Here is a 21,469-nt window from a genome sequence, read left to right as displayed (position 1 = left end):
CCTATTTGATCCGAACGCTCAAATTACAAGACAAGATGGTAGGTACCAACTAGGGTCATTAGCATTTGCTAATAACTGATCGGATAAAATATCTTTTACATGAAACATACTTTCCACACTCCTTCTTAATGATATGCGGCGGAGCTAACGTTTCCGTTAGCTTTAATCATTCATTGTGCTATCCAATCAATCTACTTATTTCTTGCTTGGCAACTTCTTCGACCCAAGCAACAAAGTTTGGGCAATCATTCATTCTGTATATAGTATATTCTGGATAACCATCAAGGGGTGATATGTGCTCAAAACAATGATCATGAGCAAGCATAATTATTGATGAGTTATTTTTATGATATAATGTCATATTGCCGTTAGCCTCAAAGGCGAATGCTATGTAGTCGTTGGGAATGATATAACTTTCGAACTCCTCATCATTACTCATATCTGCGATATAATCTTCCCATCCATGAAAACCTTCTTCTGCGTCTTCAAGAGTCAATGCTGAATTCAAATTTAACAGCCAACTTACTCCTGTCTCGTTCCATCTTTCAGTTATTCCCCCGAAGTATGTTAAAAGTAGTTTGTGTTCATTGCATAATGGCTTATTAATATTAAAGTCATTCCAATCATTTTTTGAAATTTTCAGTTCCACTTTTACACTTCCTTTAAGGGAAATATTCTTTGCAGGATATATATATTTCCATAAAAAATCCCATTTCCCTTCTTTTGAACTTTGTTCAACCACGCTAATCTGCCCGTTACTTCAACAAACGAAAATGCAGATCAAATTTACTCATGACATAACTTAAGAATTTCATTTGCTAATAATTCTGTTGTCAAGTCACGATTTTCTTCATTCATTGCATAAAGTTTTATCCCAGTCAGTTCTTTTATCTTGTAAATATCTGGATGTTTATCTACGCAGATTGTCCCTAGAATAATATGTTGAGAGCTCGAAACAACTTCATGGATCATTTCTTGAAAGGGAACGGATAACATTTGCATGAAACCAATTTCATCGATAACTGTAATCCTCTTCGTATCTAACGATAGCCTCACTGCCTTTAAAGCGATTTTCTCAAAAGTATCTACTTCAACCCCATATCTCCCTACTCTTACCGAACTTTCACTATCAACACTCGCAATACGTTGACTCTCACCACTAAGAGTTACACAATTAAATCCAATTCGATTCGTCGAGTTACGTACTTCTTCTGTGTAAAAACCACCAAAATAATCTGGACCAATTCGGTTAATAATTCGTTTTATTGCTGTTGATTTCCCCACGCGAGGTTTCCCAGTTAACAAATAACATGTATCCAAATCATCAACCCTTCCGTTATTTCAATATGAAAGGGAGCCCCCTTAACGGCAAGCTCCTTCACTAACGTTACTCGTTAGCGCAATGATAAGTTAGGCGAACTCAATCAGTTTCTTGTCTACCTCGCTAATCTTTCCAATATCCGATGTGCCATCCCATAAAATAATACACCTAGCTTCATCATTCTCAACAAAATCATCAAGTTGACTTAGTTGACCTGAAAACAAAGCTCCATACTCTGTCCTTTCAGGGCCATGGTAACTTGGTTGAAGTCTAAATTTCATTAAACCTTTGAAGTAAACTTCATCGATTTTTTGATTGGTTTCCTCAAATAATTCCCTAATTACGCATTGCTTAGCAGTTTCTCCATCTTCAATAATACCTCCAGGCAATTCCCAGCTGTTTCTCCATTTATTATGCATGAATAGGTACTTCCCTTGGTATTCCACTACAATTAATGCATGTGTTAATGGGGCATCGAGTTCGGTAGCATTGAGTTGATCCTCTTCGATTTCAAAGAATTCCAAGAAAATATTTCCTTTTGCATCTGTCATGATTGCCATTTCTGAATTCCTCCGTTTTCTATTTTTGCTGAAACAAAAAACGCGTAGACCCTTGGTCCTGCGCGTTGTATATCGCAGGATGGGAAGCGCGAAGAGCGTTAACCCATCCCTATTTTTTAGGAATGTGTTAACGCTTCTCATGATGATGTGATTGTATCAAACTTAAAATATACATTCGATTCTCTCCATATAACCAATATTATGGTAATAATAACCACCACCCTGTATTTCCGTCAAGGCTTAATTATCCTGCCCTTTAGCTTAATGAGGCTGCCGATCACCGTTAGATCAATCAATTTAAACGCTTTGACGCTTGTGACAATAAGGATTTGTAAGCTAATTGATATTCTTTTAGATGCCTCAAGGCAATTTATTTAATCAGTTTTTTGGCTTGTTTTAAAAGGATCAGTTAATACTTCCCCTTTAAGATCCATATACATAGTCCCTATTCCATCGGAAAACGACCAAACTAGCTCATTATTTATTTCAAATAAATGTAAATTTTCTTTCATTATATCTCTGTGTCCTTCCTCTTTAACTCGGGCAAGAATACTTTCGTAGGAAACAGGCAACTTCGTGGTGTCCACTTTTTCAGCAGAACGAAATACAACTGCATATTGCGCCCCTATCTCATCTTTAGCCACACAAATGAACGGTTTTGTGAAATACGGAAGTGCAGCAACCTCTGTTAATTTCAATCTTATTAGTTGCTGTTGATAACCTTCTTCAATATAGATTTTGTCTCCAGTTACAGCGCTTATATCCTTACATGCTGTAGAAATGAGGAGTAAAGTAAGTACGAAGATTAACATTCTAATCATATTCTAATCATATTTAATATCATCTATTTAACTCTCTCCTTCCATTTTAAAAAAACAAACGGAGCGACCATAATATTTAAAGACAGTATTAATTCCCAAAAAGTTTCTGTTACACATAAGTGCTGCCCGACTGAACAACTAGTCCTGTCAAAATTACCGATAGCCTTGTTCCACTACACAATTCTGCCCATTCGCGAAAACAGGCTGCCGCGATTAATTTCTACGGCAGCCTGTATGTTCACCTTCATTAAGAAATTTCATTGTAATTGATGGCCCCCCTGCTTTCTTCAAGGGAGTCGCGAATTTTCCGAAAAGCCGTAAAGCTGATGGAGCGCTTCTGCCGCAGCCGGGAAGTTCGAATGCTTTCGTCCCGTATCCGAGCATAACGGTTAAGTTACCGTCAGGAACGGTTTCCACTGGCAGATCCGGCACGCTTCCTTTTTTTAGATTCTCATAGAGCTTCCATAATTGACCAAGCGTTTCCCCCGCTTTTATAGCGTTAATCCCCTTTGGAGCACGGAGAAAAAGAACCGTATAGAACTTCCCAGGTTTCATTCCGGGTGCGTAAAAAATTCCCTCCTGTAAATCAGGCATCCTTTCGCACTCTCCTTATTCAACTGTTATTGGGCTTTGGCGCTGTTTCGTACTGATGAATTAGTTTACGGAAGCTAAGGCAGTCCTCCGACTTGACACAATGAATGCTGCCACTATAAGGCGTCAGCCTGACCCACTCTTGTTCGGTCACCGCGCTTGGTTCACTGAGAAGGACAAGTGGCCCGATTTCCATGTGCCGCAACAGCTGGTAACCTCCTGTCAATGGTTCTTTATTTTCGCCTATCAAGATAGAGATGTCATCTAAGAATATCTCTTCCTCATCGTCCGGACCGAACTCCAACCGTTGATAAATGCTCGGTTTTCCTCGACTCCAACGAACCCAACGATCGGAAACGGGCATATTCTGAAATAGGAACAACTGCCGGGCGAAGGAACGGATGTAAATACCGAGCGGATTTTCGAATGCCACCGTTCGCCCTTCCGTGGCGGCCGAATGTCCAGCCAGTACAACATTGGGATCCGCATGATGGCAAGCCAAATATTCGACTTCATAATAATGAAGAATTTCATCGCGTGTCGCAGGCTGTATTCCTTGTTCTTTTTCCACTCCATAGGGCTTGACGCCGAAAACAACGATATACATGAGATCAACTAACCCGTTGATAGGGCTCTTCATAAACAACGCCTGCTCTGTATTCAGTTGCCGACCGGATGAGACGGCACTTTTTTCTTAATGAGTGTACGATCATTTCCATGTCCGGCTGTGTATGTCGAAAGGAGATTTCTCTTTCCTCTTCGTTTAACGCGAAAGGATCTTTAGTGCCATAAAGTTCTTCCCAAGAAGGCTGTTGTCCTAGTATCTCTTGGGCCATTTTGCGCAGTTTGTTGGGGTCGTGTATAGCGACGCTTACCCAATACTCACGCATTTCCGTCGTCACTTGTACTCTTTTAGGGCGCAGTTGCCCGTAAGAATCCGGTTTATGAATCACGACGTATTCACAATATTCGTGATGTAGACTTCGCCGCCCTAGATCCCCCCAATCCGCCAGTCTCTGTGTCCATTCATCACCGATACAGCGCCTAGGCTGCAACGAATCTCCAAACCACTTCATAGGTGCGCGAACGGGATTATTGAACGAAGTTGCTTCCAACTGTATGAACCGGCTTTCTCCGAAACTTTTTATTAACCTATCAAAAGTCTTCCTAATCGTTTCATTCCACTTATCCACGACCAGCTCGCTTTGCTCGTCTGCCATTCCTGGTACGTCAAATGGCATATGTTCCACTCCTTTGTTGTCACACCACAATCTCTAACTTACTATAATACACCAGTAACTGTCATTTATTACTAGTACTAGTTCTACTTTTTCATAATTTCCCCTGCACTATTTTTTGATAAAAACTTCCAGTCCTTTAGCCTGAAGACGGCAGTCGATCATTGTGACCGACTGCCTTCGTGTATGGGACGTAATATATTCATTAGCGTAATCAGCTTCCCAATGCATTATTCCTCGAGTGAATCCATTAATTGGTCGCGCACCTCAGTCAGTGCAAACCCAAGCAAGTTTTTCCCACGCCATTTCAATGGATTTTCAACGCTTGGATCATCTTTTGCTAACCCAATGCCCCAGATTCGATCAATTTATTCTAAGTAATTTTTTTTACCAATAAAAAGCAATGCAGAAACCTTAAGTTTCGGCATTGTGTCGACGTCGCCAAACGGGTAGGCTATCAGAAGCACGTCATTTTCCGCAAATTTATTTCGCAAAAAGTACGGCCTGGCGCAAACGGATTATCGCCAGCAGATGTTGATCTTGATCGGTCCTTTTTCCAGAACTGCTTGATTTGCGCGCAGCAAATTGCCTAACACCGTCGAAGGTCGCAACTTAATTATTTCTAGACAATTTATCTTGTCGAATTATGGTATTACGAGGTGATCCAATGTACTATTGCATCCAGTGTAAAGAACTCCACTTGCGTTCTAAATCGAAACAAATCCTAATTTTTAGATCAGGGTTCTATTACTTTGATTCAACCCTTTATAATGCAGGAGTTTGTAATATTGAAAGAAAGTGAGTAACGAATTACTTAAGCTTAAGTTCAGATATACTTGATCAAACTGTACTTTGTTTTTAGGTATGGAGGACTGTGCACCCTTTTAAATCAATGATAATGACTATCTGCTTGAAAATGTGGAGGCAGCAATTATGATTTGCCAAGCTTGCAATGCTCATTATGATGCACTGTGGAAAGAGGGTAAGACTCAAGATAATCTTATACAATTGCCTTATTGCACGAATTGTTATGTAGACGAAATGATTAAGAAGCATTGTAATACATTTTTCAAACGTATATTTCACAAAGAGAATTATCGTAGAGAGTATGCAGCCAAACTAAGACGGATCTTAGAGAAACACAATCGTATACAGGCCAGGCGCGAAGAAGGGGTTTTTAATCATAATAGCTGGCATAAGGCACCAGAAGTAGCACATAGCAATGAGGTTCGGGAAAAAAGCGTTTTGAAAACTGTGGAACCCGCTCATGAATCTCAAAAACAAAACTATAAGAATAATAAAAAAAAGATAACAGATAAAATGCGAAAAAAAATGGCGGCTCGTATCGAACATACTCGTAAGGTTCACTTGGATAATAAAAGACTAGCATTTATTTAGAAAGTGAGCTCCATTGGTTTAAACAAGCTGCTGGAGGAAATGACTGGGAGGGAATTTGAAATGGCCTTGGAACAGCTATTTACCTATAAGGGATATCAAGTTGAGCTAACACCTCCTAGTAATGATCAAGGTTTGGATCTCATACTTACTCCCTTGTCGACGAGTTTAGCCTTATAAGTGAGCATACTAGGAATATCTCTAGCAGTGATAAAGCTTTCCCAACCATCCTTTGTTTCATTAACAAAGGCGCAAAAACGGTCGCCATATAAGCCATATGTATTAATTGTGCAAGTCTCCAAACTCTCTCCCGCAAACGATTTTACAGGATATCGGTTGATTTCACTGATTTGACCAACTAGTGATGTCAAGCTACTCCGAAAATAACAATATTTCCTTATTATAGATGATATTGCCTCTATTGAACATTACTGCCCGTGAGCACAGTAAGGCTGCCACCTAAACAGGCAACCTACCCTTGGTGTTATTGAACAAACGTTTCCGTTAGTGCAACGTTTTCATCTTGAATATTTAATTCTTACTAGCATTTTATCAATTGCTAAACCGACTAAACACCAAAACCCAATAGCCAATAAAACTGTTATTAACCTGAAATTATAGTTTACGATATCATCGTATCTAAGGAAAAATTTAATGAAAAACTCAATATTACTGACAAGATTGGCTCTAACTTGATTTACTCCCTCACCAAGTCCATGATTGAAACTTCGGTCTATTATTACGGACGCAATAGTCAAAATGATTTGGACACCTGGTAAAATAAATTTTAATTTGAAAATTTTACGCATACCATAACTCCTCACCAGTCTATTTCAATTTACTTATTTCTTACAATAATAGACGATCAACACAAGGCATTGTTGCATTATCCTGCCCTTAGTTCAATAGGCTGCCGATTTTGCCGGCAGCCTGTCGTTGATGTGCTCTTGTTCTCCGTTAGCGAGATACCTGGAAGTTACAGTTTTTCAAGTGGTTCTCTAAAACAATGGGTCCTAATGTATTTTCTTTTGAATTTGAAAGACGAACTTGAATAGAAGCATTTTCTAAGTATGGACCAGAAATTTCATCCAACCTTCCAGCCCATGTTAGATCGTTTTGATAATCAGATACTGGGAATAATGTGAATCTCCAACTGATAACACCCTGCACTTGAGCAAAGCCTTCATAACGGTCATAATTCCCCATAGAAGAGGGATCTGGCAAGTATTGGGCATGAATGCTTAAGCTTATTTTTCCAGAGCTAAACAACCTTTTGATGGGATAAGCAAGAGCCACGCCTTTTGCATTGATAGAAGGAACATTATCTTTAGCACTTAAAATAAGACTGCAAGCATTTGTTCCTTCGAGGGGCTGTGCGTGGGATATAGTCATACGTTCTGGCGACGGACGACAAAGAATAAGGCTTGTGGCGAATCAGATGCACGTTATCCTGAAGAATTGATACCCGAAGTTTTGTTGTTTTACCGCAGAAAAATAGCTGAATCGATTGAGATCTTGCCTAGATGACGAATTTTACGAATCGGCTCCGCATATTCAAAGCGGTCTTCTTCAAATAATGCTTCAAATTCCATATAATCCTCGATACCATCCACTTCAGTCAAATGTAGAAGATCCATTATAATCGGCTCTTTTACCGCACCATAAAGAATGACTCTTTAAAGGTTTAACATAATTTTTTAAGATTTACTTCTTCCAAAATTGTTGTTTACACACAAAAAAAATCAAAGGGGTGAACCCCTTTGATTTTCTATTTAGCCAGCCATGTTATTGACTGAATGTTTGGTATCAAAAACAGAAATGTGGTCTACTTTTCCGGTTGATTTGGGAATAATAAATTTAAGTTGAAACACATCGGATGCTTTATAAATATAAATCATGTCATCCCCATTTACCTTCGTATCCACTTGCTTTCCTAGCACTTGTTCAATTTGATTCAATGTTAGTACTTGCAGCTTTGGATCACTGGAACGAATATCAATGATTTGCTCACCCTTATTGAAGCCAATAACTGCATTTTTCTTGGTGTAGGTCGCATATATTCCGCTTCCCACCGCTTCTTTATGATCCGCATTCCCCCATGCTTTCTCCACATCTTCAATGACTCTTGTTTCTGCAGCAAATTCTATGCCAGCTACTTTACCTAATTTGGCTAGTTCAAAAATATCTTTAATTTGCTTTGTAACGGACGTTGTTTCTGATGATATTGGTTGTATATTGGTACTGCCACTAGGCGTTGATGCTGGCTTTGTTGAAGTAGTTGAAGTTGCACTAGCTGCAGCTGAAGGCGTTGATGAAGGTTCAATTACTGAGCTTGGTGTGTTACTAGCTATTGGAGCAGCTGCACTCGCGGCTGGTTTTTCAGTTGATGTACATGCTGTGAACATAAGCATACTCACAATTAACATTGGGAGTACCGTTGTTTTTTTACTTAAACTTTTCATAGTAATACCTTCTCTCCTATATGTTTGAGTACTTACAATATTCAAACGATTAAAAGAGATCTATTGTTGCAGTTTAATACGCATGGATAAACATAACAATGCAGCATTCATTTGCTTGTTTTTATACACAAGCATATTCAGCAAAACCGTAACGCTCTCTCTCCACATAACGTATCCCGTTAGATTGAATCAAACCAGTTGCTTAATTTGGAGGCAGCATATGATAAATAAAATCCACGCCACCACGCGTTTTGTGGAACGAGATGCCGCCGAGTCCATATTGATTGTTCATATGAGCGAATACGGCGTCGCACTCCGAACTCCATTTCGCGCCGCCTTTTTTCTCTTCATCAAGCTTAATAACGGATTGACCTGCACCTCTTTCACTGGATCTGGCAAAGTATCTTCGCGCTGAATGCTCGCCGGGGTACGCTGTACGACCGTTCTTGCATCCATGCATGGAGGTGAGCAGCTTGACTGAGGCCTGATTGCCGATCGTTCGCTGCAGCTGCAACACTTGAGAAGCGGAAGGCAAAATTCCTGAACCTCCGAACGCGCTTTTACGCTGGACGCTGCCGTTGAGCAAAGTCTGCTCAGATGAGGAGCCGCGGCTGGCAGGGTCCAATTTCGATGCCGAACCGTGTTCTGCTTCCTTGCGAGTTTGTGCGGTTATCTGGTATTTAATCGTCATCACCTTCTAATTCTAGTGTTACATACATATATATCCATTCATAAATCCATCATAATAAAGTAGAACCTAGCTTATAATTATTTACGAAGAATCAAGCGTTTTTAATGTCATAGGGGATAGACAAAGAGCAGATAGCCGCGGCATCTGCTCTTTGTCCTTTGATTTTGACTTGTTCCATCTATTCGGCTTTTTATTTCATAAGGATGCGATGTATTTGTTCCAAGACTTTTGGTAATAAATCAATACCCATAACTCGCTGATATTGCATCGCACCTTTAATAGCTGAGAGTATCATAAGAGCAGTGGATTCCTCGTCAACATCACGTTGTTGTTCATTTTCAGACACAATTTGTTTCATTAATGATATTTCGATTTGGCTTAGCTCAAGTACTTTTTCTTGAAGTGCTTTTGGTAATGATTCAAAATCAGTTTGCAGGGAAGAGACGGGACAGATTCCATCTGTTAATTGCTTGATTTGTGTTGTTGCGAAAAAAGTAATCTTATCTTCAATAGTTATCGAGGGATCGTTTATTTTTAGGAATAAAGATTGAAGTTTTTGTTTAACCCGGTCAGTAACGGCAACCCCTAAATCCTCCTTCTTTTCAAAATGATAATGGATACTTGCCTTGGTTACGCCAAGTTGTTTCGCAAGATCGTCGTAACTGATCGCGACGTAGCCCTTTTCTTGAATGAGTTTCAGCGCCAAATCCGTGATTTGTTTTTTTCTATTCTCCATGCCTACATTTTATCTGACCAACTAGTAAGGAGTCAACTTGTGCGAAGCTTTTCATTGATATGAATTTCTTTCGAGTAATCCATTGACACTTACCAACTAGTAGGTTAAAATCTAAATGCGGATGATCGAAGAATAGAAAGAGCTTTACATTGGAAATTTAATTATGAAATGATAGATGAGTTGCGGTACTTATCTACTAGTAAGTAATCTCACTTAGATAAAGGAGTGTGTTTTTATGAAAAGAATGCTTTGGGTTATTCTTATGATGTCCTGCGGGGCTACTTATATTTCCTCCTTGTTCCCTGTATATGGAAAGCATTATCAGCTAAGCAGTCTGGAAATCACCATCTTGTTTGCCGTATATGCCGCTATCTTGCTACCAACCTTGCTTGTTGTGGGAGCCAAAGGAAGCACCTGGGGTTGAAAAAGGTGCTTCGCATAAGTATATGGATATCCATCGCGTCGACGTTGCTTTTTATATTAGGTCAAAACGTCTGGATGCTTTATGCGGCAAGGATTTTGGAAGGCATTGCCTATGGTGCTTTTACAGGTACCGCCACGGCTTTTTTATTAAAACAAACCGCTCAAAATAAACTGGGTACTGCAATCAAATTTTCGGGTGTTGTTGCGTTGGTTGGTTTTGGCATGGGTCCTGCCATTTCTGGTTTAGTCGTGCAATATGTGCACGCACAACCGCTTCGTATGCCATTTTGGGTTCTGCTCGTTATGCTTTTGAGTTCCTTGGTTATTCTCGAAATCTTACCAAAGCACGAAGATTCACAGAAACCGGCACATACAAAAATTTCGCTTGGTGTTCCCGATAATATTCGATCCCACTTTTTTTCTATTATCGGACTTCCGGCCTTTACTTTTTTCATGATAGGCGGAGTTGTCTTATCTTTGATCCCGTCTTTCGTCAAAACCGTCATTCACTCTAATAATCTCTCTATAGCAGGATTGCTAACGTTTATGCTTTTAGGCGTGGCAGCCTTGATGCAGTTATTTCCTTGGGTGCAAAATCCCGTTACGCGCATGCGAATTGGCGTCGTGTGTATGGCCATTGGACCGTGGATCATTGTTTATTCGGGACAGTCAGAGAGTTTATTTTTACTCTGGGCTGGCATGCTTATTCAAGGAATAGGCGCCGGATGGTCATTTCAAGCTGCTTTACGATTTGCCAGTCAATTGCCGAAGCCAGAAGAACGTTCGCGTGTCATTTCTGCATTTTACTTTTGTGCTTACGCCGGATTCGTTATTCCTCCTATCGGAGTCGGAGTGCTGACTCAATTTTTCAGTTTGAACTTTTCCTTGATTATTCTAAATTCGGTTGCTGTACTAATCGTTACCTATGTATTGATTTATTCAGTCAAATTTAACCGTTATTATTTAAAATTGACATCCAAATAAGATTCGAGATTAAACACCAATCCTTACCCCTTTTATAGATCCAACTTGTATAAGACTTTACGTATAAATCAATTACAAAAAGTCAATACTTGGTAAGATCTCTATGGGGTAAGGAGCGTGTTTGTAGTTGCAGAAAATAGAAAAAATCACTGAAAATCAATTAGGCTTAGTCCTATTTACTTTTATTATTTCTACGATAATCTTAACCCTTCCCGGACTAATGGTGATGTTTGCCAAGCAAGATGCTTGGCTATCGGTTATTCCATCGATTTCAACAGGATTATTAAGTATTTGGGTAATGACAGCACTTGCGAATCGTTATCCTGGATTAACAATCATACAATACAGTTCAAAAATCCTCGGAAAATGGTTAGGAACCCTATTAGGGTTATATTATATTTATTTTTGGTTTATTTCTATTTCGGTTATGACGATACAGCATACTGTTTTTATTAATACGCTTCTCTTACCAAATAGCCCATCCTTAGTAGGAAGTTTGACGATGTTACTCTTATGCAGTGTAGTTGTATATACAGGAATAGAGGTTATCGGGAGATGTACAGAGTTCCATACCCCACTATACTTAGTCTTTGTGATTCCGCTCTTTTTATTGATGATTGCAGAAGCAGATCCAAACCAAATTAAGCCGATATTATCTGAAGGTATACAACCCGTTTTACAAGGAGCTGTCATTCCATCAGGAGCATTTATGAATCAAATGTTTATATTGGGCTGGCTCATTCCTTATTTAAATCATCCTGAAAAGGCCCGGAAGGTCTCACTGATTGCGCTCCTGGGCATTTCTGTTTTTGTTTTTACCATCGTTTTACTCACGATTATGATCCTCGGTCCGTTAACAGGTAAACTGAACTATTCTTTTTTGAGTGTTATTCAATATATTGGAGTTCAAGGATCATTTGAACGTTTGGAGGCAATTGCTGTTTCGATGTGGGTGATGGGATATTTCACGAAGGTATCGGTGTCGTTGTTTATATTATGTCTTAGTATAAGCCAAATTTTTGGTTTGCGAAATTACCGTGAAATCGTATATCCGACAGCACTTCTATCCCTTATTGGATCGGTTTGGGTTTTCAAAAATAGCGCAGAGCTTCAATCCTACCTAGCTTTCATTTACCCTAGTTCGGGTATTTTAACGCAAAGCCTCATCCCCCTGTTACTTCTAATGGTAGACACTATAAAAAGAAGAATGGGTTATTCACTGCATTAAAAGGATTTTACCAATAGGTTCAAATATCAATTTGAAAGGAACAACTGCGCTTGGTACGTCAACCCTAGCAATTAATAAGGAGCCGATAACAGAGGATACCCCCATTAAACCACCGTATACGGCTGCTTCTTTATTTTTATGCTTGCTAAGCAAGGATTGTATTCGAACAAATGACCAAACACACGTTATGAGTGAATATCCCACGACTTGAAAAATCATTTTTTGATCTCCTCTTCTTTTAGTTGTAGAGGCGGACCTGCCATTCCAGTTCCAACCATTAATTTAACTTTAATCGAAACGTCTACGTCTGGAAACTGATCTTCCCAATGTTCTTTCAACAATTTCCACTGTTTCGGGTTATTGCGGTAAATTTCTCGACCAAAACCCAGACTATCTACTTTGTATCGCTTTTGAACTTTCAATAATGCATCCCGGACTTGTTGTTCAATTGTTTCCTTGAGTACATTCTGAACAATCTCAAGATTCTTCGGTAGACTGACATCCAACGGAGAATTATTTTCGGACAGACTTCCTTCCCCAGAAAGCTGAATGAGCATTTTGATCTTAGAACCGTTTATTTCTGTTGTAATTCTTCTATTTGCGTGGTTTAAAAGAATACCTACATTACCATTACCATCTGGTAAATTGGCATTGATCCTGCCATTCTTCATTCGATCTGTGAGCCAATTATATCCACTTGTTTCTTTTTCGTTTAAAAAACCGACTAATTTTAAATCTTTAAAAATAGCTGATCCAGCGAGCTTAAATAGTTGTTTTTTGTTTTCTGAACCTTCAGAAGAGACATCTGATTCAATAACACCCATAACTGGGCTGATGCCTTGACTTGATGAAGCTATAAAAAAGTCTCGCAAAGTAACTGCCAACTCGTTCTTTAAATTTTCCATTTCCTTCACAGCCTCGATTGGCACCTGTTCAAAGGGATATTTGGTTCGCAGAATTTCTCGTCCCTCTCCTCCTTTTACAACCATAATATAGGTTTTCAATCGTTGACGCGGATCGTGAATATAAACATCAAGAATATCTTTAATCCCATATTTGGCTAATGATTCACCTATAAAGATAACGCCGCGATGTGCGGTGAATAACCTGCGGGAACTATTTTCTGTAGCTTTTGAAAGGCTTCGTTGGCATTTTTCCCTGTTGCTGATATGACAAAAAATTTCTCATTCTGGTTGCTCCCTCCACTTCCCGGGCCACCCTGACCTGAAGCGGGAATTGCGATTTGAAGCGATAACATATAGTTCCCGTTCTCCCTTAAGTCAAAGGCTGCACCCGAAATGAATGCAATGTCATTAATCTCCGTACGGTCCCAACAACCACTTATGATCAATACGATAAAAAGTAAGCCGATGTATAGGAATGGTTTCATTCTGATGCCTTTTCCTTTCCTCAGTCCTTTACCCACCTAATTGTTCTCAGATGTCTGCTTCCCTTGACTTGGGCCTGGTTTTTGACCTGCTGGTTGCCGGACCGAATTGCTAGATCCCGTTGCTTGTGGACGACGTGTTTTTGCCCATATTGGCGCCCGGATGATTACATCCTTTATATTCTTGATTGCAAGCGGGGCAATTGGTGTAAAATAGGGCACGCCAAACGATCGAAGTGCTGTGACATGTAACAAGATGCACATAAACCCAAGTACAATGCCATAAAGTCCAAGCGTTCCAGCCATGAATAGCATTGGAAAACGAAGCAATCGGATTCCATTCGCAAAGCTATATCGTGGAATTGTAAACGCGGCAATACCAGTGATGGATACGATAATGACAATCGGAGCTGATATAATCCCCGCTTGCACAGAAGCCTGACCGATGACCAATGCCCCTACAATGCTTATTGCTTGCCCTATCTGTTTGGGTAACCGTATCCCAGCCTCACGCAATGCCTCAAATATAATTTCCATTAATAAGGCTTCGATGAGAGCAGGAAAAGGAACAGGCTCCCTTGAGGAGGCAATACTCAGCACAAGATTAGTAGGAATCATTTCCTGATGGAAAGTCGTGATTGCAACATATAAGGGAGGGGCAAATATGGCGATGAAAATGAAAAGGAAACGTATCCACCGTACAAAAGTTGCGATGGGCCAGCGAATATAGTAGTCCTCACTTGCCTGAAGTCCATTCCAAAATGTCATGGGAGCAATTAAAACAAATGGACTAGTATCGACTAGAATACCTATTTTCCCCTCCAATAACTCTGCAGCTACAACGTCTGGTCGTTCCGTACTGTGCACAAGTGGAAAAGGAGAGTATGGATTATCCTCAATAAATTCCTCGATGTAACCTGAATCCAGGATCCCGTCAATTTGAATCCTTGTTATTCTATTTCGAACTTCTTCAACGACGGCCTTTGAAGCAATTCCCTCTATATATGTAATAACGACTTGCGTTTGAGAAAGCTCCCCAATGGTGTAGGACTCCATTTTGAGACGTGATGTTTTAATCCTGCTGCGTATTAAACCAATATTCATTGAAATATTCTCGATGAATCCTACCCTAGGGCCGCGAATAACTGGTTCTGACGGAGGTTCTTCAAGACTTCGTTGTGATTTACTGTTTACATTGACCAACATGGCATCGCTGCTACCTAGTGTAAGCACAGCGGCATGACCAGTAAGCACCTGATTAACAACATCAGTTATTTTACATGTAAGGTTAGTATTCCCTATGGAGATTATCTGATCATCTAGGTCCTCAGCTTTTTCATTCGTCAACTCATCTAGTTTTGTAGCTACAGATATTAATGGTTTCAATATATGATCATCAAGCATTTGCTCTTCAACCAGACTTGATATATAGATAACAAGCCAATGATTTTCTCCAGCCTGCCTTACTTTACGAAACACGATATCAAAACTATTATGAAATAGTTGTTTAAAGACCAATTCATTCTGTTCTAAATCCGAGGTTAATACTGTGTTTGCTACTTCTTCAGAATTATAATCATCCGGAATAGTTGGATACACGGGGCTAATATGCATCCATTTCTTAAAACAATTCACAGAATAGCCTCCTAAAGAAAACACTGATAGAACTATATTTCCATTTTGTATCAAAAAATATTCTTAAAGCTACACCTTTAGGAATTTCGATATTCAAAAATGAACCCAGCGCCTAAACGGCACTGGGTTATGAATAGTCATATTCAGAATAATCACTTCATTTTAGAAGCAAGCTTTTGACGGTAGTCTAATACAGGTAGTCCACCCCAACCCCAATTTTCTGTATCCACCTCTTCGATCACTACGAAAGTTGATTCTAATGGCTTGTTCAGGACATTAAGTAGAAGTTCGCTTACCCCTTTAATTAGTGCCGCCTTTTCTTCAGCAGTTATAGACGGACGTTCTGGTACACTTCCCTCTTATGCCAGTTTTTTCATAAATGTAGGATCTTTGTAGACTAACCATCCCAACAACTTTACCTTTAACTTCTGCAAGCAATGTACAATAGCTTGAATCAGAAGAGATATTATTGAAGCGTGCTTTCATATCCTCATAGCTTGTTGGGTAGTGTGCACCGAATTAAGTGGCAATTAGATGATTTGAATTTCCAAAAGCAACTCATCGAATTTTAGATGAACGCCCATAACTCCATGATCATAATTAGATAATACCGCTAAAGTATAACCGCTGTGCATATACATGGCTAGAACCGCACTGATACCCTCGAATCCGCCAATATGTCCGATGATCCTTTCTCCTTGCACTCTGTTTTCCATAAAACCATAACCTAATCTTTTTTGTTTATCCGGGTTTTCATATGGAAGAAGCTTGCCCGTTGTGGAAAGATCTGTATGCTCAGGGTTGAGTAACTTATTTGTTCGGAGAGCAATGTCGAAATTCAACAGGTCCTCTACGGTAGAGTATCCTCCCCCAGCTGAACCTCCTTTTACGACATGAATAAATATGTTGTTGCGCCAAGGTCCTCCATCCTCAGTACCTAGGCGGGTATATCCGGTTGCTAGATTCGGAACATCATATTCTAAATCGTAACAGTCCGTATTATGCATATTGGCAGGCGTGTAAACGTTCTCCCTAACGGCAGCCTCCCATAGGTGTGTTATTGAACAAACGTTTCTCATTAAGCTGGACGTTCAAACGACATCAGAAGATTACACGTATTCTATTTCTCCCCGGCCTTCTGTTCGCTCGTAGCGGATCCAACTCATCTCTTCAATCCCCAGCAACTCCTTGAACTTCTCGACCGCGACGAACTCATCCTCACCGAACGCCAGATTGCCGGCAAGTAGCGCTTCAATAGCCTTAATCTGCTCATCCTTCAGTGCGAACAGCCTGAACGCCTCCGCGCTCGGATTTTGATTCAAAAATCCACAGAGCATTTGGATCGCTTCCTCCTCATGGAAATAGGCATGATAGATCCTATCTCTTTTTTCCAATTACTTATCTTAATCAAGTACATTCTTCCATAAAGATAGAAGATCAAAATATTAAATAATCCAAGTTCAAATGGCAATTTAAAGGGAGTTAATAGTACGATTATGATTGTTAACACAGAGATTACTACTGTAAAAATTACCATAAAAAAAGATTACGAATATTTTTATTTTATGATATTTGCATTAGATGAGAAATAGTAGCAGATCATCTGGACGGCTGCCTTCATACTGTTGCGTACCACTGACAGTTAGGTGAGCAAAGACTGCCGACCGATCCACCGGCAGCCTTGTTTTGATCGTCTATTTAGCTATCGTTTCCGTTAGCTTATTTTTTATCTGGAACTTGCGTACTATGTTCTTCAATTGAACCATCTGTAATAACTGCACTTTTGTATCGAATAGTCCAAACCGCTGATTTTTCATCATAAACTACTTCATTGATAACAAGGATGTTGATACTTGAAATATCCTTGTTTAAGAGGGCTTTGCGTATTACTTCGTCTTGAGACAGGATTGCTTTTTCAGGTCTTTGTGTTTTGGTTATGGTGACCTTCGATGCTTTTCCTTGAGCAGGGTATGAAGTTGCTATGGCACCTTCAAACCATACATTAACGTATTGCCCAACCTCTACACCTAGGGGTATATTTGAAACCCATATTGCATCGTAGAACTCTTTTCTCGTTTGATTTATTTCTCTACTTATCGGACTAACTACTAAGGCTCTTTGATTTTCAATCTTGGTAATATAACCCACAAGTTCTGCTGAACTGGATTTATTAGTTTCCACTAATGGAGATTGCTTAGGTTCGACTTTGTTGGTATAAGCAGTTGAATATGCTTTTTTCAATGTGCTTTCGTTAATCCCAAATTGAGATACTAATCCGTTCTGCAAGTAATAACAATCGATACTTATTAATTTCCCTTCAGTGTCCCATGTAACAAAGACCTGCCCTTTTATGATTTGAGATTTCAGATTTTCTATATCGATTATGCCATTCTTATAAATGTCGTAGTCTGATTTATATCCATTTTTAGGTTCAATATCAAAACGCCATATTTTCCATTCGCCATTCATTGCATCCGTGACTTCTGTATATTGATCACCAAACATTACCTTTATCTGCGCTTTGGTTAATTGATATGCCAACGGATTTCTTGCATCATTACCGACTGTTTCATTTTCAACTGGCTTTTTCTCAGGTTCGGCAGAGGGGGTTGTAGTGTTTTGCGGTTGTTCTTTCATACCTTTAAGTATTTCTAATTGTTTTGAATAAAGTTCAATAAGTGCATCCAGGTTTTGAGGTCTAGCATCAGTACCAGTTGTGGGTTGCAAAATAGCGACCTTTTTAGAATTATCCCAATCAGTATTCAGGCTTAAGATGTTGGCTATTTCACGTATAGGTACATATTGAGTTCCTTGATAATTAATACTTTGAGGAAGTCCGACCTTATCGCTCTCACCATAATAATTATCGCCCTTCAGTGTGTCTCTGTTTTCACCAGCAAAGTGATAAGCAAAGGGAACAACTTTAGCTTCTATTTTGTATTCTAAGAATTGTGCTGCATAAACAGCAGTAGTGGTTATTAATGCAACACCACATGTCAAGCCAACGATCAACCTCTTCAACATTATCAACTCCCATTGTTTCTCTTATAAATTACAGACGCTTGGCGCAAGTACAAAGTTCCGCATTTTGGAAAATTTTTACTTGCAATAGTTTGTATTCACCATTTGCGTAACTTAACGGTGCATTATGGACGATATTAAATATTACAAGTAAATCATATTGCAGAAACCATGAAATAGCCGTTTACCACCACGCACTACTGCCAGTTACTTGAATGAAGAAAAAAAGGAATTGCTGCGAGGCAAGCCCCTCAACTGGTGTTCGCTGTTACGCACTTTTTACTTACTGTAACCACGATTATGTTTGTGCCGCCGAACAAGAAAAAAAACCCGCAGCATGAAGCATGCCGCAGGTCTCTAACTCGTATTACTTTGGATTATTCCATGCCGAAGCTCAACTTAGGACTGACATCCGTATCAATGATTTTATCCAGTTCTGAACTATGTTCGTTTGCGGCTGCAATAATTTCTTGATCGACCTTATTACTTCCTTGAATTTGCTCCGCGGCTTGGGCTTGATTGTTCAGTTGCTTAACAATTTGTCCTGTGCCATGAGCTCTTGATGTCCTCTACTGGATGTCATTGTATTTATCCTCCAAATTCGAAAGTTGAGCTCCCTACTATATTATGATGCTATTTTCCACCCTTATTCCACATAAGCCTCATTGGTTCGTTTTCGCCTTATGCAATTGTGTAATCAAATACCAACAGATTTAGTACTGTTAATTGAATGGTACGCTGAAATGTTTTTAAGCATCACCTGGTTGATCGTGTGTATTATTTTGTGCAGACTGGTCAGGCGATTTTCGAGTTCGAGATTGCAGTTCCTTTTCAACGGTTCGCTGAGATTTGGTTATCTTAGTTTTAGTTTTATCGGACATTGAGATTACCTCCTTTCTATCTTGATGAAATAAGCTATAAAATTCAGCCTGTTCTGTGGGAAAGTATCCTTAGGCTTTTTTAGGGCTTTATATGTGAACCATTTTGTTAACTAACCACCTTAATTAATATTTGCCTCATCAATTTTACCCTTTTGATTTGGTTTTTGGTTTTTTTGCTTTTCGGATTTCACGCTTTTCTTTTGATTAGTCATAACTTTAGCACACCCCTTTGAGTAATTTGAAACATATATATTGTACTCACTTGAGAAGTAATATAAGCATGACACATTGTGCCAATCACTTAGTTGGTCGGCGAAATTAAACAAAAATTTCTTACTGGGAACTAAAGCTTTTTAATTGAGATTATTCTTGCATAATCCTCCCTTAATCTTCACAAAATAAAGCACATTGAGAAAAGGAGTGATTTATCCCATGGCAAATAACAGCACTTTACTCGTACCACAGGCTAAAGCGGCAATTAACCAACTTTGGAATTTCAAATCGGCAGCCTTCGTAAACTTATTTTTATACAGAACCCAATAATAGAAACAGCAGTAGCCAAGGACAAGAGAATATAGTCCTAGACTGCCGCTGTTTTATTAACTATCGTATCCGTTAGTTTAATCTACTACGATCCTATGGCTTGGGTAGGTCTATAGAAAAAATTACTTGTTCTGCATCAAAACGAATAACTCTCTTTATTTCATAAAACCCAAGCTTCTTTATTAAGGCACATGACGAAGTGTTTGCGGATTGCGCCTCAGCAAATATCTTCTTATATGTTTTAACTTCAAAGGAATGGCATAATACTTGACTTACCGCCTCAAATGCAAAACCATTACCCCAAAAACTTGATAAAAACATATATGAAATTTGAGTATATTCTCCATCATAATGTGGTGTTAATAAGATGCTTCCTACGAATGCACCTGAAACTAATTCTCTAACTGTCCAATAATGGCAATTTTCTTGGGGATTTATCCATTCTGTAATTCTATCTTCAATTTGCTGTGAACTTCTTTGACCGCCCAAGTAATCCCATACTTTAGTGTCATTGTATAATTTCAACAAATCAATATAGTCAGCTTGATTTGTTATTTTAATGCTACAACGTTTTGTTTCCAATCTGTATTCTCCTCGTCAGAAGTTTAGCTTTCGATAAAATAGTTCAATAATTTATTCAATATCGAAACCACGCATCAAAATGTTTTGGTTATTCTTGGGAAACTAACTAACCTTGTCTTATTCTAACACGACTTACTCAACTATTGCCCGTTACTTTAATAAACAAAAGAGCAGCCCTGCCACGAAGCATGCTCCTCAACTAAAGTTCCTCAGTAGTTCATTGGTTAACCATCAGTCTAAATTGTTCTTTTTAGTTGAGTTGAGAAAAGATTCAGTTTCCGCGCCAAATTAATCGCATCTATTTCACTACAAGTACCATCTTGTTTAATAAAATCTATGCCTTTTGTTGAGCAATCGCTTTTTCGAGGAATAAAATGTGCATGAAAATGAGGAACACCATCAATTGTTACTAGTGAGTACACCCGTTCTGCTTCAGTGACCTCTTTGATTGCAGGNGCTTTTTCGAGGAATAAAATGTGCATGAAAATGAGGAACACCATCAATTGTTACTAGTGAGTACACCCGTTCTGCTTCAGTGACCTCTTTGATTGCAGGGTACAGCTTTTTTAGCAAAACTCCGTAAGAAGAAGCTTCTTCTTCTGTCATTTGTGAAAAGTCGAGGAAGTGGCGCTTTGATTCTAAAACTATCCTCCCTAAAATAGATTGCTGGGCAGGAAATTAGGGACCACTACCTGAACTAGCTATAGACCATCCTAATAATTTCTTTTGTTTCCTTTAAAACAATATAACTAATAATGCCTATTACCAGAATCATTACAAATAAAAATCGGGACTTCTTTGTTGTCATAAAAAAGCCGAGCCTCTTTTCTTCATTGAGATATCAGATTCTCCCCAACTTAATCATTCTGAAATATTAAAAAATAGGTAATTAATTGTGGGAAATTTCCTGAAAATGAGATTTATTACTCCGCTATTCAGCCCGTTAACGTAATGAGGCTGCCGATCTTAC

At 39.1% G+C, this 21,469-nt stretch carries 30 protein-coding genes and 2 pseudogenes; 6 read left to right on the top strand and 26 right to left on the bottom strand.

All coding sequences use genetic code 11. The features are described from left to right. Positions 1-39 precede the first annotated feature (39 nt). From ASG93_RS35240 to ASG93_RS34300, 9 genes and pseudogenes are all read right to left on the bottom strand, one after another. Positions 40-108 (bottom strand): annotated as a pseudogene (locus ASG93_RS35240) (DltD domain-containing protein); the annotation flags it as partial. A gap of 70 nt (positions 109-178) precedes the next feature. Next, positions 179-742: a hypothetical protein gene (locus ASG93_RS19335; protein WP_156410972.1), complete on the bottom strand. Its 564-nt coding sequence runs from the start codon at positions 740-742 to the stop codon at positions 179-181. Between the two features lie 44 nt (positions 743-786). Next, a complete protein-coding gene (locus tag ASG93_RS19330; RefSeq protein ID WP_056834316.1) occupies positions 787-1,305 on the bottom strand; it encodes a nucleoside-triphosphatase in 519 nt (172 codons plus the stop codon). 105 nt (positions 1,306-1,410) lie between these two features. Next, on the bottom strand, positions 1,411-1,881 hold the full coding sequence (locus tag ASG93_RS19325) for an NUDIX domain-containing protein (RefSeq protein WP_063891908.1): 471 nt from the start codon (positions 1,879-1,881) through the stop codon (positions 1,411-1,413). A 374-nt stretch (positions 1,882-2,255) separates the two neighbouring features. Beyond that, positions 2,256-2,693, bottom strand: coding sequence for a hypothetical protein (locus tag ASG93_RS19320; protein ID WP_156410971.1), 438 nt, complete (start codon positions 2,691-2,693; stop codon positions 2,256-2,258). A gap of 222 nt (positions 2,694-2,915) precedes the next feature. Beyond that, positions 2,916-3,296 carry a hypothetical protein gene (locus ASG93_RS19315; protein WP_056834313.1) on the bottom strand — a complete coding sequence of 127 codons (381 nt, stop codon included), beginning with the start codon at positions 3,294-3,296 and terminating at the stop codon, positions 2,916-2,918. A gap of 19 nt (positions 3,297-3,315) precedes the next feature. After that, positions 3,316-3,933: a hypothetical protein gene (locus ASG93_RS19310; RefSeq protein WP_056834311.1), complete on the bottom strand. Its 618-nt coding sequence runs from the start codon at positions 3,931-3,933 to the stop codon at positions 3,316-3,318. Continuing rightward, on the bottom strand, positions 3,905-4,534 hold the full coding sequence (locus ASG93_RS19305; RefSeq protein WP_056834309.1) for a hypothetical protein: 630 nt from the start codon (positions 4,532-4,534) through the stop codon (positions 3,905-3,907). Before ASG93_RS19305 ends, ASG93_RS19310 begins: the two co-directional genes overlap by 29 nt. Before the next feature lie 227 nt (positions 4,535-4,761). Then, a pseudogene (locus ASG93_RS34300) lies at positions 4,762-4,896 on the bottom strand (NADAR domain-containing protein); the annotation flags it as partial. 281 nt (positions 4,897-5,177) lie between these two features. Between ASG93_RS34300 and ASG93_RS37215 the strand changes: the two are divergent. The 3 genes from ASG93_RS37215 (at position 5,178) to ASG93_RS37210 (ending at position 6,106) form a co-directional block, all read left to right on the top strand. After that, on the top strand, positions 5,178-5,333 hold the full coding sequence (locus tag ASG93_RS37215) for a DUF3973 domain-containing protein (protein WP_156410970.1): 156 nt from the start codon (positions 5,178-5,180) through the stop codon (positions 5,331-5,333). Between the two features lie 131 nt (positions 5,334-5,464). Next, entirely contained in the window at positions 5,465-5,929 is a 465-nt protein-coding gene (locus ASG93_RS19300; protein ID WP_056834307.1) for a hypothetical protein, read from the top strand. A 39-nt stretch (positions 5,930-5,968) separates the two neighbouring features. After that, complete coding sequence (locus tag ASG93_RS37210) at positions 5,969-6,106, top strand: restriction endonuclease (RefSeq protein WP_082614973.1); 138 nt, start codon at positions 5,969-5,971, stop codon at positions 6,104-6,106. Here the strand turns inward: ASG93_RS37210 and ASG93_RS34290 are convergent. The 7 genes from ASG93_RS34290 to ASG93_RS19280 form a co-directional block, all read right to left on the bottom strand. Then, a complete protein-coding gene (locus tag ASG93_RS34290) occupies positions 6,055-6,297 on the bottom strand; it encodes an MOSC N-terminal beta barrel domain-containing protein (RefSeq protein WP_156410968.1) in 243 nt (80 codons plus the stop codon). The two genes, ASG93_RS37210 and ASG93_RS34290, sit on opposite strands and share 52 nt — an antisense overlap. Positions 6,298-6,444: 147 nt before the next feature. Continuing rightward, complete coding sequence (locus ASG93_RS19295; protein ID WP_056834305.1) at positions 6,445-6,735, bottom strand: hypothetical protein; 291 nt, start codon at positions 6,733-6,735, stop codon at positions 6,445-6,447. Between the two features lie 148 nt (positions 6,736-6,883). Then, positions 6,884-7,318 (bottom strand): hypothetical protein, encoded by a 435-nt coding sequence (locus tag ASG93_RS35230; protein ID WP_156410967.1) that lies wholly within the window; start codon positions 7,316-7,318, stop codon positions 6,884-6,886. Positions 7,319-7,407: 89 nt separating this feature from the next. Then, a complete protein-coding gene (locus ASG93_RS35225) occupies positions 7,408-7,563 on the bottom strand; it encodes a hypothetical protein (RefSeq protein ID WP_156410966.1) in 156 nt (51 codons plus the stop codon). Positions 7,564-7,698: 135 nt separating this feature from the next. Beyond that, the gene (locus ASG93_RS19290) at positions 7,699-8,388 is read right to left on the bottom strand and encodes a YjgB family protein (protein ID WP_056834304.1); all 690 of its coding nucleotides are present in this window, start codon (positions 8,386-8,388) and stop codon (positions 7,699-7,701) included. Positions 8,389-8,590: 202 nt separating this feature from the next. Beyond that, positions 8,591-9,079 (bottom strand): hypothetical protein, encoded by a 489-nt coding sequence (locus ASG93_RS19285; protein WP_056834302.1) that lies wholly within the window; start codon positions 9,077-9,079, stop codon positions 8,591-8,593. Positions 9,080-9,269: 190 nt separating this feature from the next. Further along, positions 9,270-9,815 (bottom strand): TetR/AcrR family transcriptional regulator, encoded by a 546-nt coding sequence (locus tag ASG93_RS19280; protein ID WP_056834301.1) that lies wholly within the window; start codon positions 9,813-9,815, stop codon positions 9,270-9,272. A 235-nt stretch (positions 9,816-10,050) separates the two neighbouring features. On the opposite strand from ASG93_RS19280, the gene ASG93_RS36435 reads away from it, so the two are divergent. The 3 genes from ASG93_RS36435 to ASG93_RS19270 all read left to right on the top strand — a co-directional run bounded on the left by ASG93_RS36435 (position 10,051) and on the right by ASG93_RS19270 (position 12,450). Next, a complete protein-coding gene (locus ASG93_RS36435) occupies positions 10,051-10,239 on the top strand; it encodes a hypothetical protein (protein WP_235550893.1) in 189 nt (62 codons plus the stop codon). Between the two features lie 5 nt (positions 10,240-10,244). Then, positions 10,245-11,222, top strand: coding sequence for an MFS transporter (locus tag ASG93_RS19275; protein ID WP_235550905.1), 978 nt, complete (start codon positions 10,245-10,247; stop codon positions 11,220-11,222). A 127-nt stretch (positions 11,223-11,349) separates the two neighbouring features. Then, positions 11,350-12,450, top strand: a complete 1,101-nt coding sequence (locus ASG93_RS19270) for a GerAB/ArcD/ProY family transporter (RefSeq protein WP_056834299.1) — start codon at positions 11,350-11,352, stop codon at positions 12,448-12,450. Here ASG93_RS19270 and ASG93_RS19265 read toward each other — a convergent pair. The 10 genes from ASG93_RS19265 to ASG93_RS19230 all read right to left on the bottom strand — a co-directional run bounded on the left by ASG93_RS19265 (position 12,439) and on the right by ASG93_RS19230 (position 20,499). Next, entirely contained in the window at positions 12,439-12,669 is a 231-nt protein-coding gene (locus ASG93_RS19265; protein ID WP_056834297.1) for a hypothetical protein, read from the bottom strand. The genes ASG93_RS19270 and ASG93_RS19265 overlap by 12 nt on opposite strands. After that, positions 12,666-13,619, bottom strand: a complete 954-nt coding sequence (locus tag ASG93_RS19260) for a Ger(x)C family spore germination protein (RefSeq protein ID WP_235550904.1) — start codon at positions 13,617-13,619, stop codon at positions 12,666-12,668. Before ASG93_RS19260 ends, ASG93_RS19265 begins: the two co-directional genes overlap by 4 nt. Continuing rightward, positions 13,523-13,840 (bottom strand): hypothetical protein, encoded by a 318-nt coding sequence (locus ASG93_RS34285; protein WP_156410965.1) that lies wholly within the window; start codon positions 13,838-13,840, stop codon positions 13,523-13,525. The genes ASG93_RS19260 and ASG93_RS34285 overlap by 97 nt, the downstream gene beginning before the upstream one ends. Positions 13,841-13,876: 36 nt before the next feature. Then, a complete protein-coding gene (locus ASG93_RS19250) occupies positions 13,877-15,472 on the bottom strand; it encodes a spore germination protein (RefSeq protein ID WP_156410964.1) in 1,596 nt (531 codons plus the stop codon). Between the two features lie 152 nt (positions 15,473-15,624). Then, positions 15,625-15,804 carry a tautomerase family protein gene (locus ASG93_RS34280; RefSeq protein ID WP_156410979.1) on the bottom strand — a complete coding sequence of 60 codons (180 nt, stop codon included), beginning with the start codon at positions 15,802-15,804 and terminating at the stop codon, positions 15,625-15,627. 198 nt (positions 15,805-16,002) lie between these two features. Further along, complete coding sequence (locus ASG93_RS19245; protein ID WP_082614970.1) at positions 16,003-16,551, bottom strand: serine hydrolase domain-containing protein; 549 nt, start codon at positions 16,549-16,551, stop codon at positions 16,003-16,005. A 30-nt stretch (positions 16,552-16,581) separates the two neighbouring features. Next, on the bottom strand, positions 16,582-16,809 hold the full coding sequence (locus tag ASG93_RS19240) for a hypothetical protein (protein WP_056834289.1): 228 nt from the start codon (positions 16,807-16,809) through the stop codon (positions 16,582-16,584). Positions 16,810-17,191: 382 nt separating this feature from the next. After that, on the bottom strand, positions 17,192-18,496 hold the full coding sequence (locus ASG93_RS34275) for a DUF3221 domain-containing protein (protein ID WP_056834287.1): 1,305 nt from the start codon (positions 18,494-18,496) through the stop codon (positions 17,192-17,194). 746 nt (positions 18,497-19,242) lie between these two features. Next, on the bottom strand, positions 19,243-19,374 hold the full coding sequence (locus ASG93_RS36815; protein ID WP_268796033.1) for a hypothetical protein: 132 nt from the start codon (positions 19,372-19,374) through the stop codon (positions 19,243-19,245). A gap of 636 nt (positions 19,375-20,010) precedes the next feature. Further along, positions 20,011-20,499: a GNAT family N-acetyltransferase gene (locus ASG93_RS19230; RefSeq protein ID WP_056834285.1), complete on the bottom strand. Its 489-nt coding sequence runs from the start codon at positions 20,497-20,499 to the stop codon at positions 20,011-20,013. Positions 20,500-21,469: the final 970 nt, after the last annotated feature.

Source organism: Paenibacillus sp. Soil787, from assembly GCF_001429545.1.
In the GTDB taxonomy this organism is placed as follows: Bacteria; Bacillota; Bacilli; order Paenibacillales; family NBRC-103111; genus Paenibacillus_E.
The sequence above is the reverse complement of the archived record's forward strand: the minus strand, read 5'-3'. Positions and strand labels throughout refer to the sequence as shown.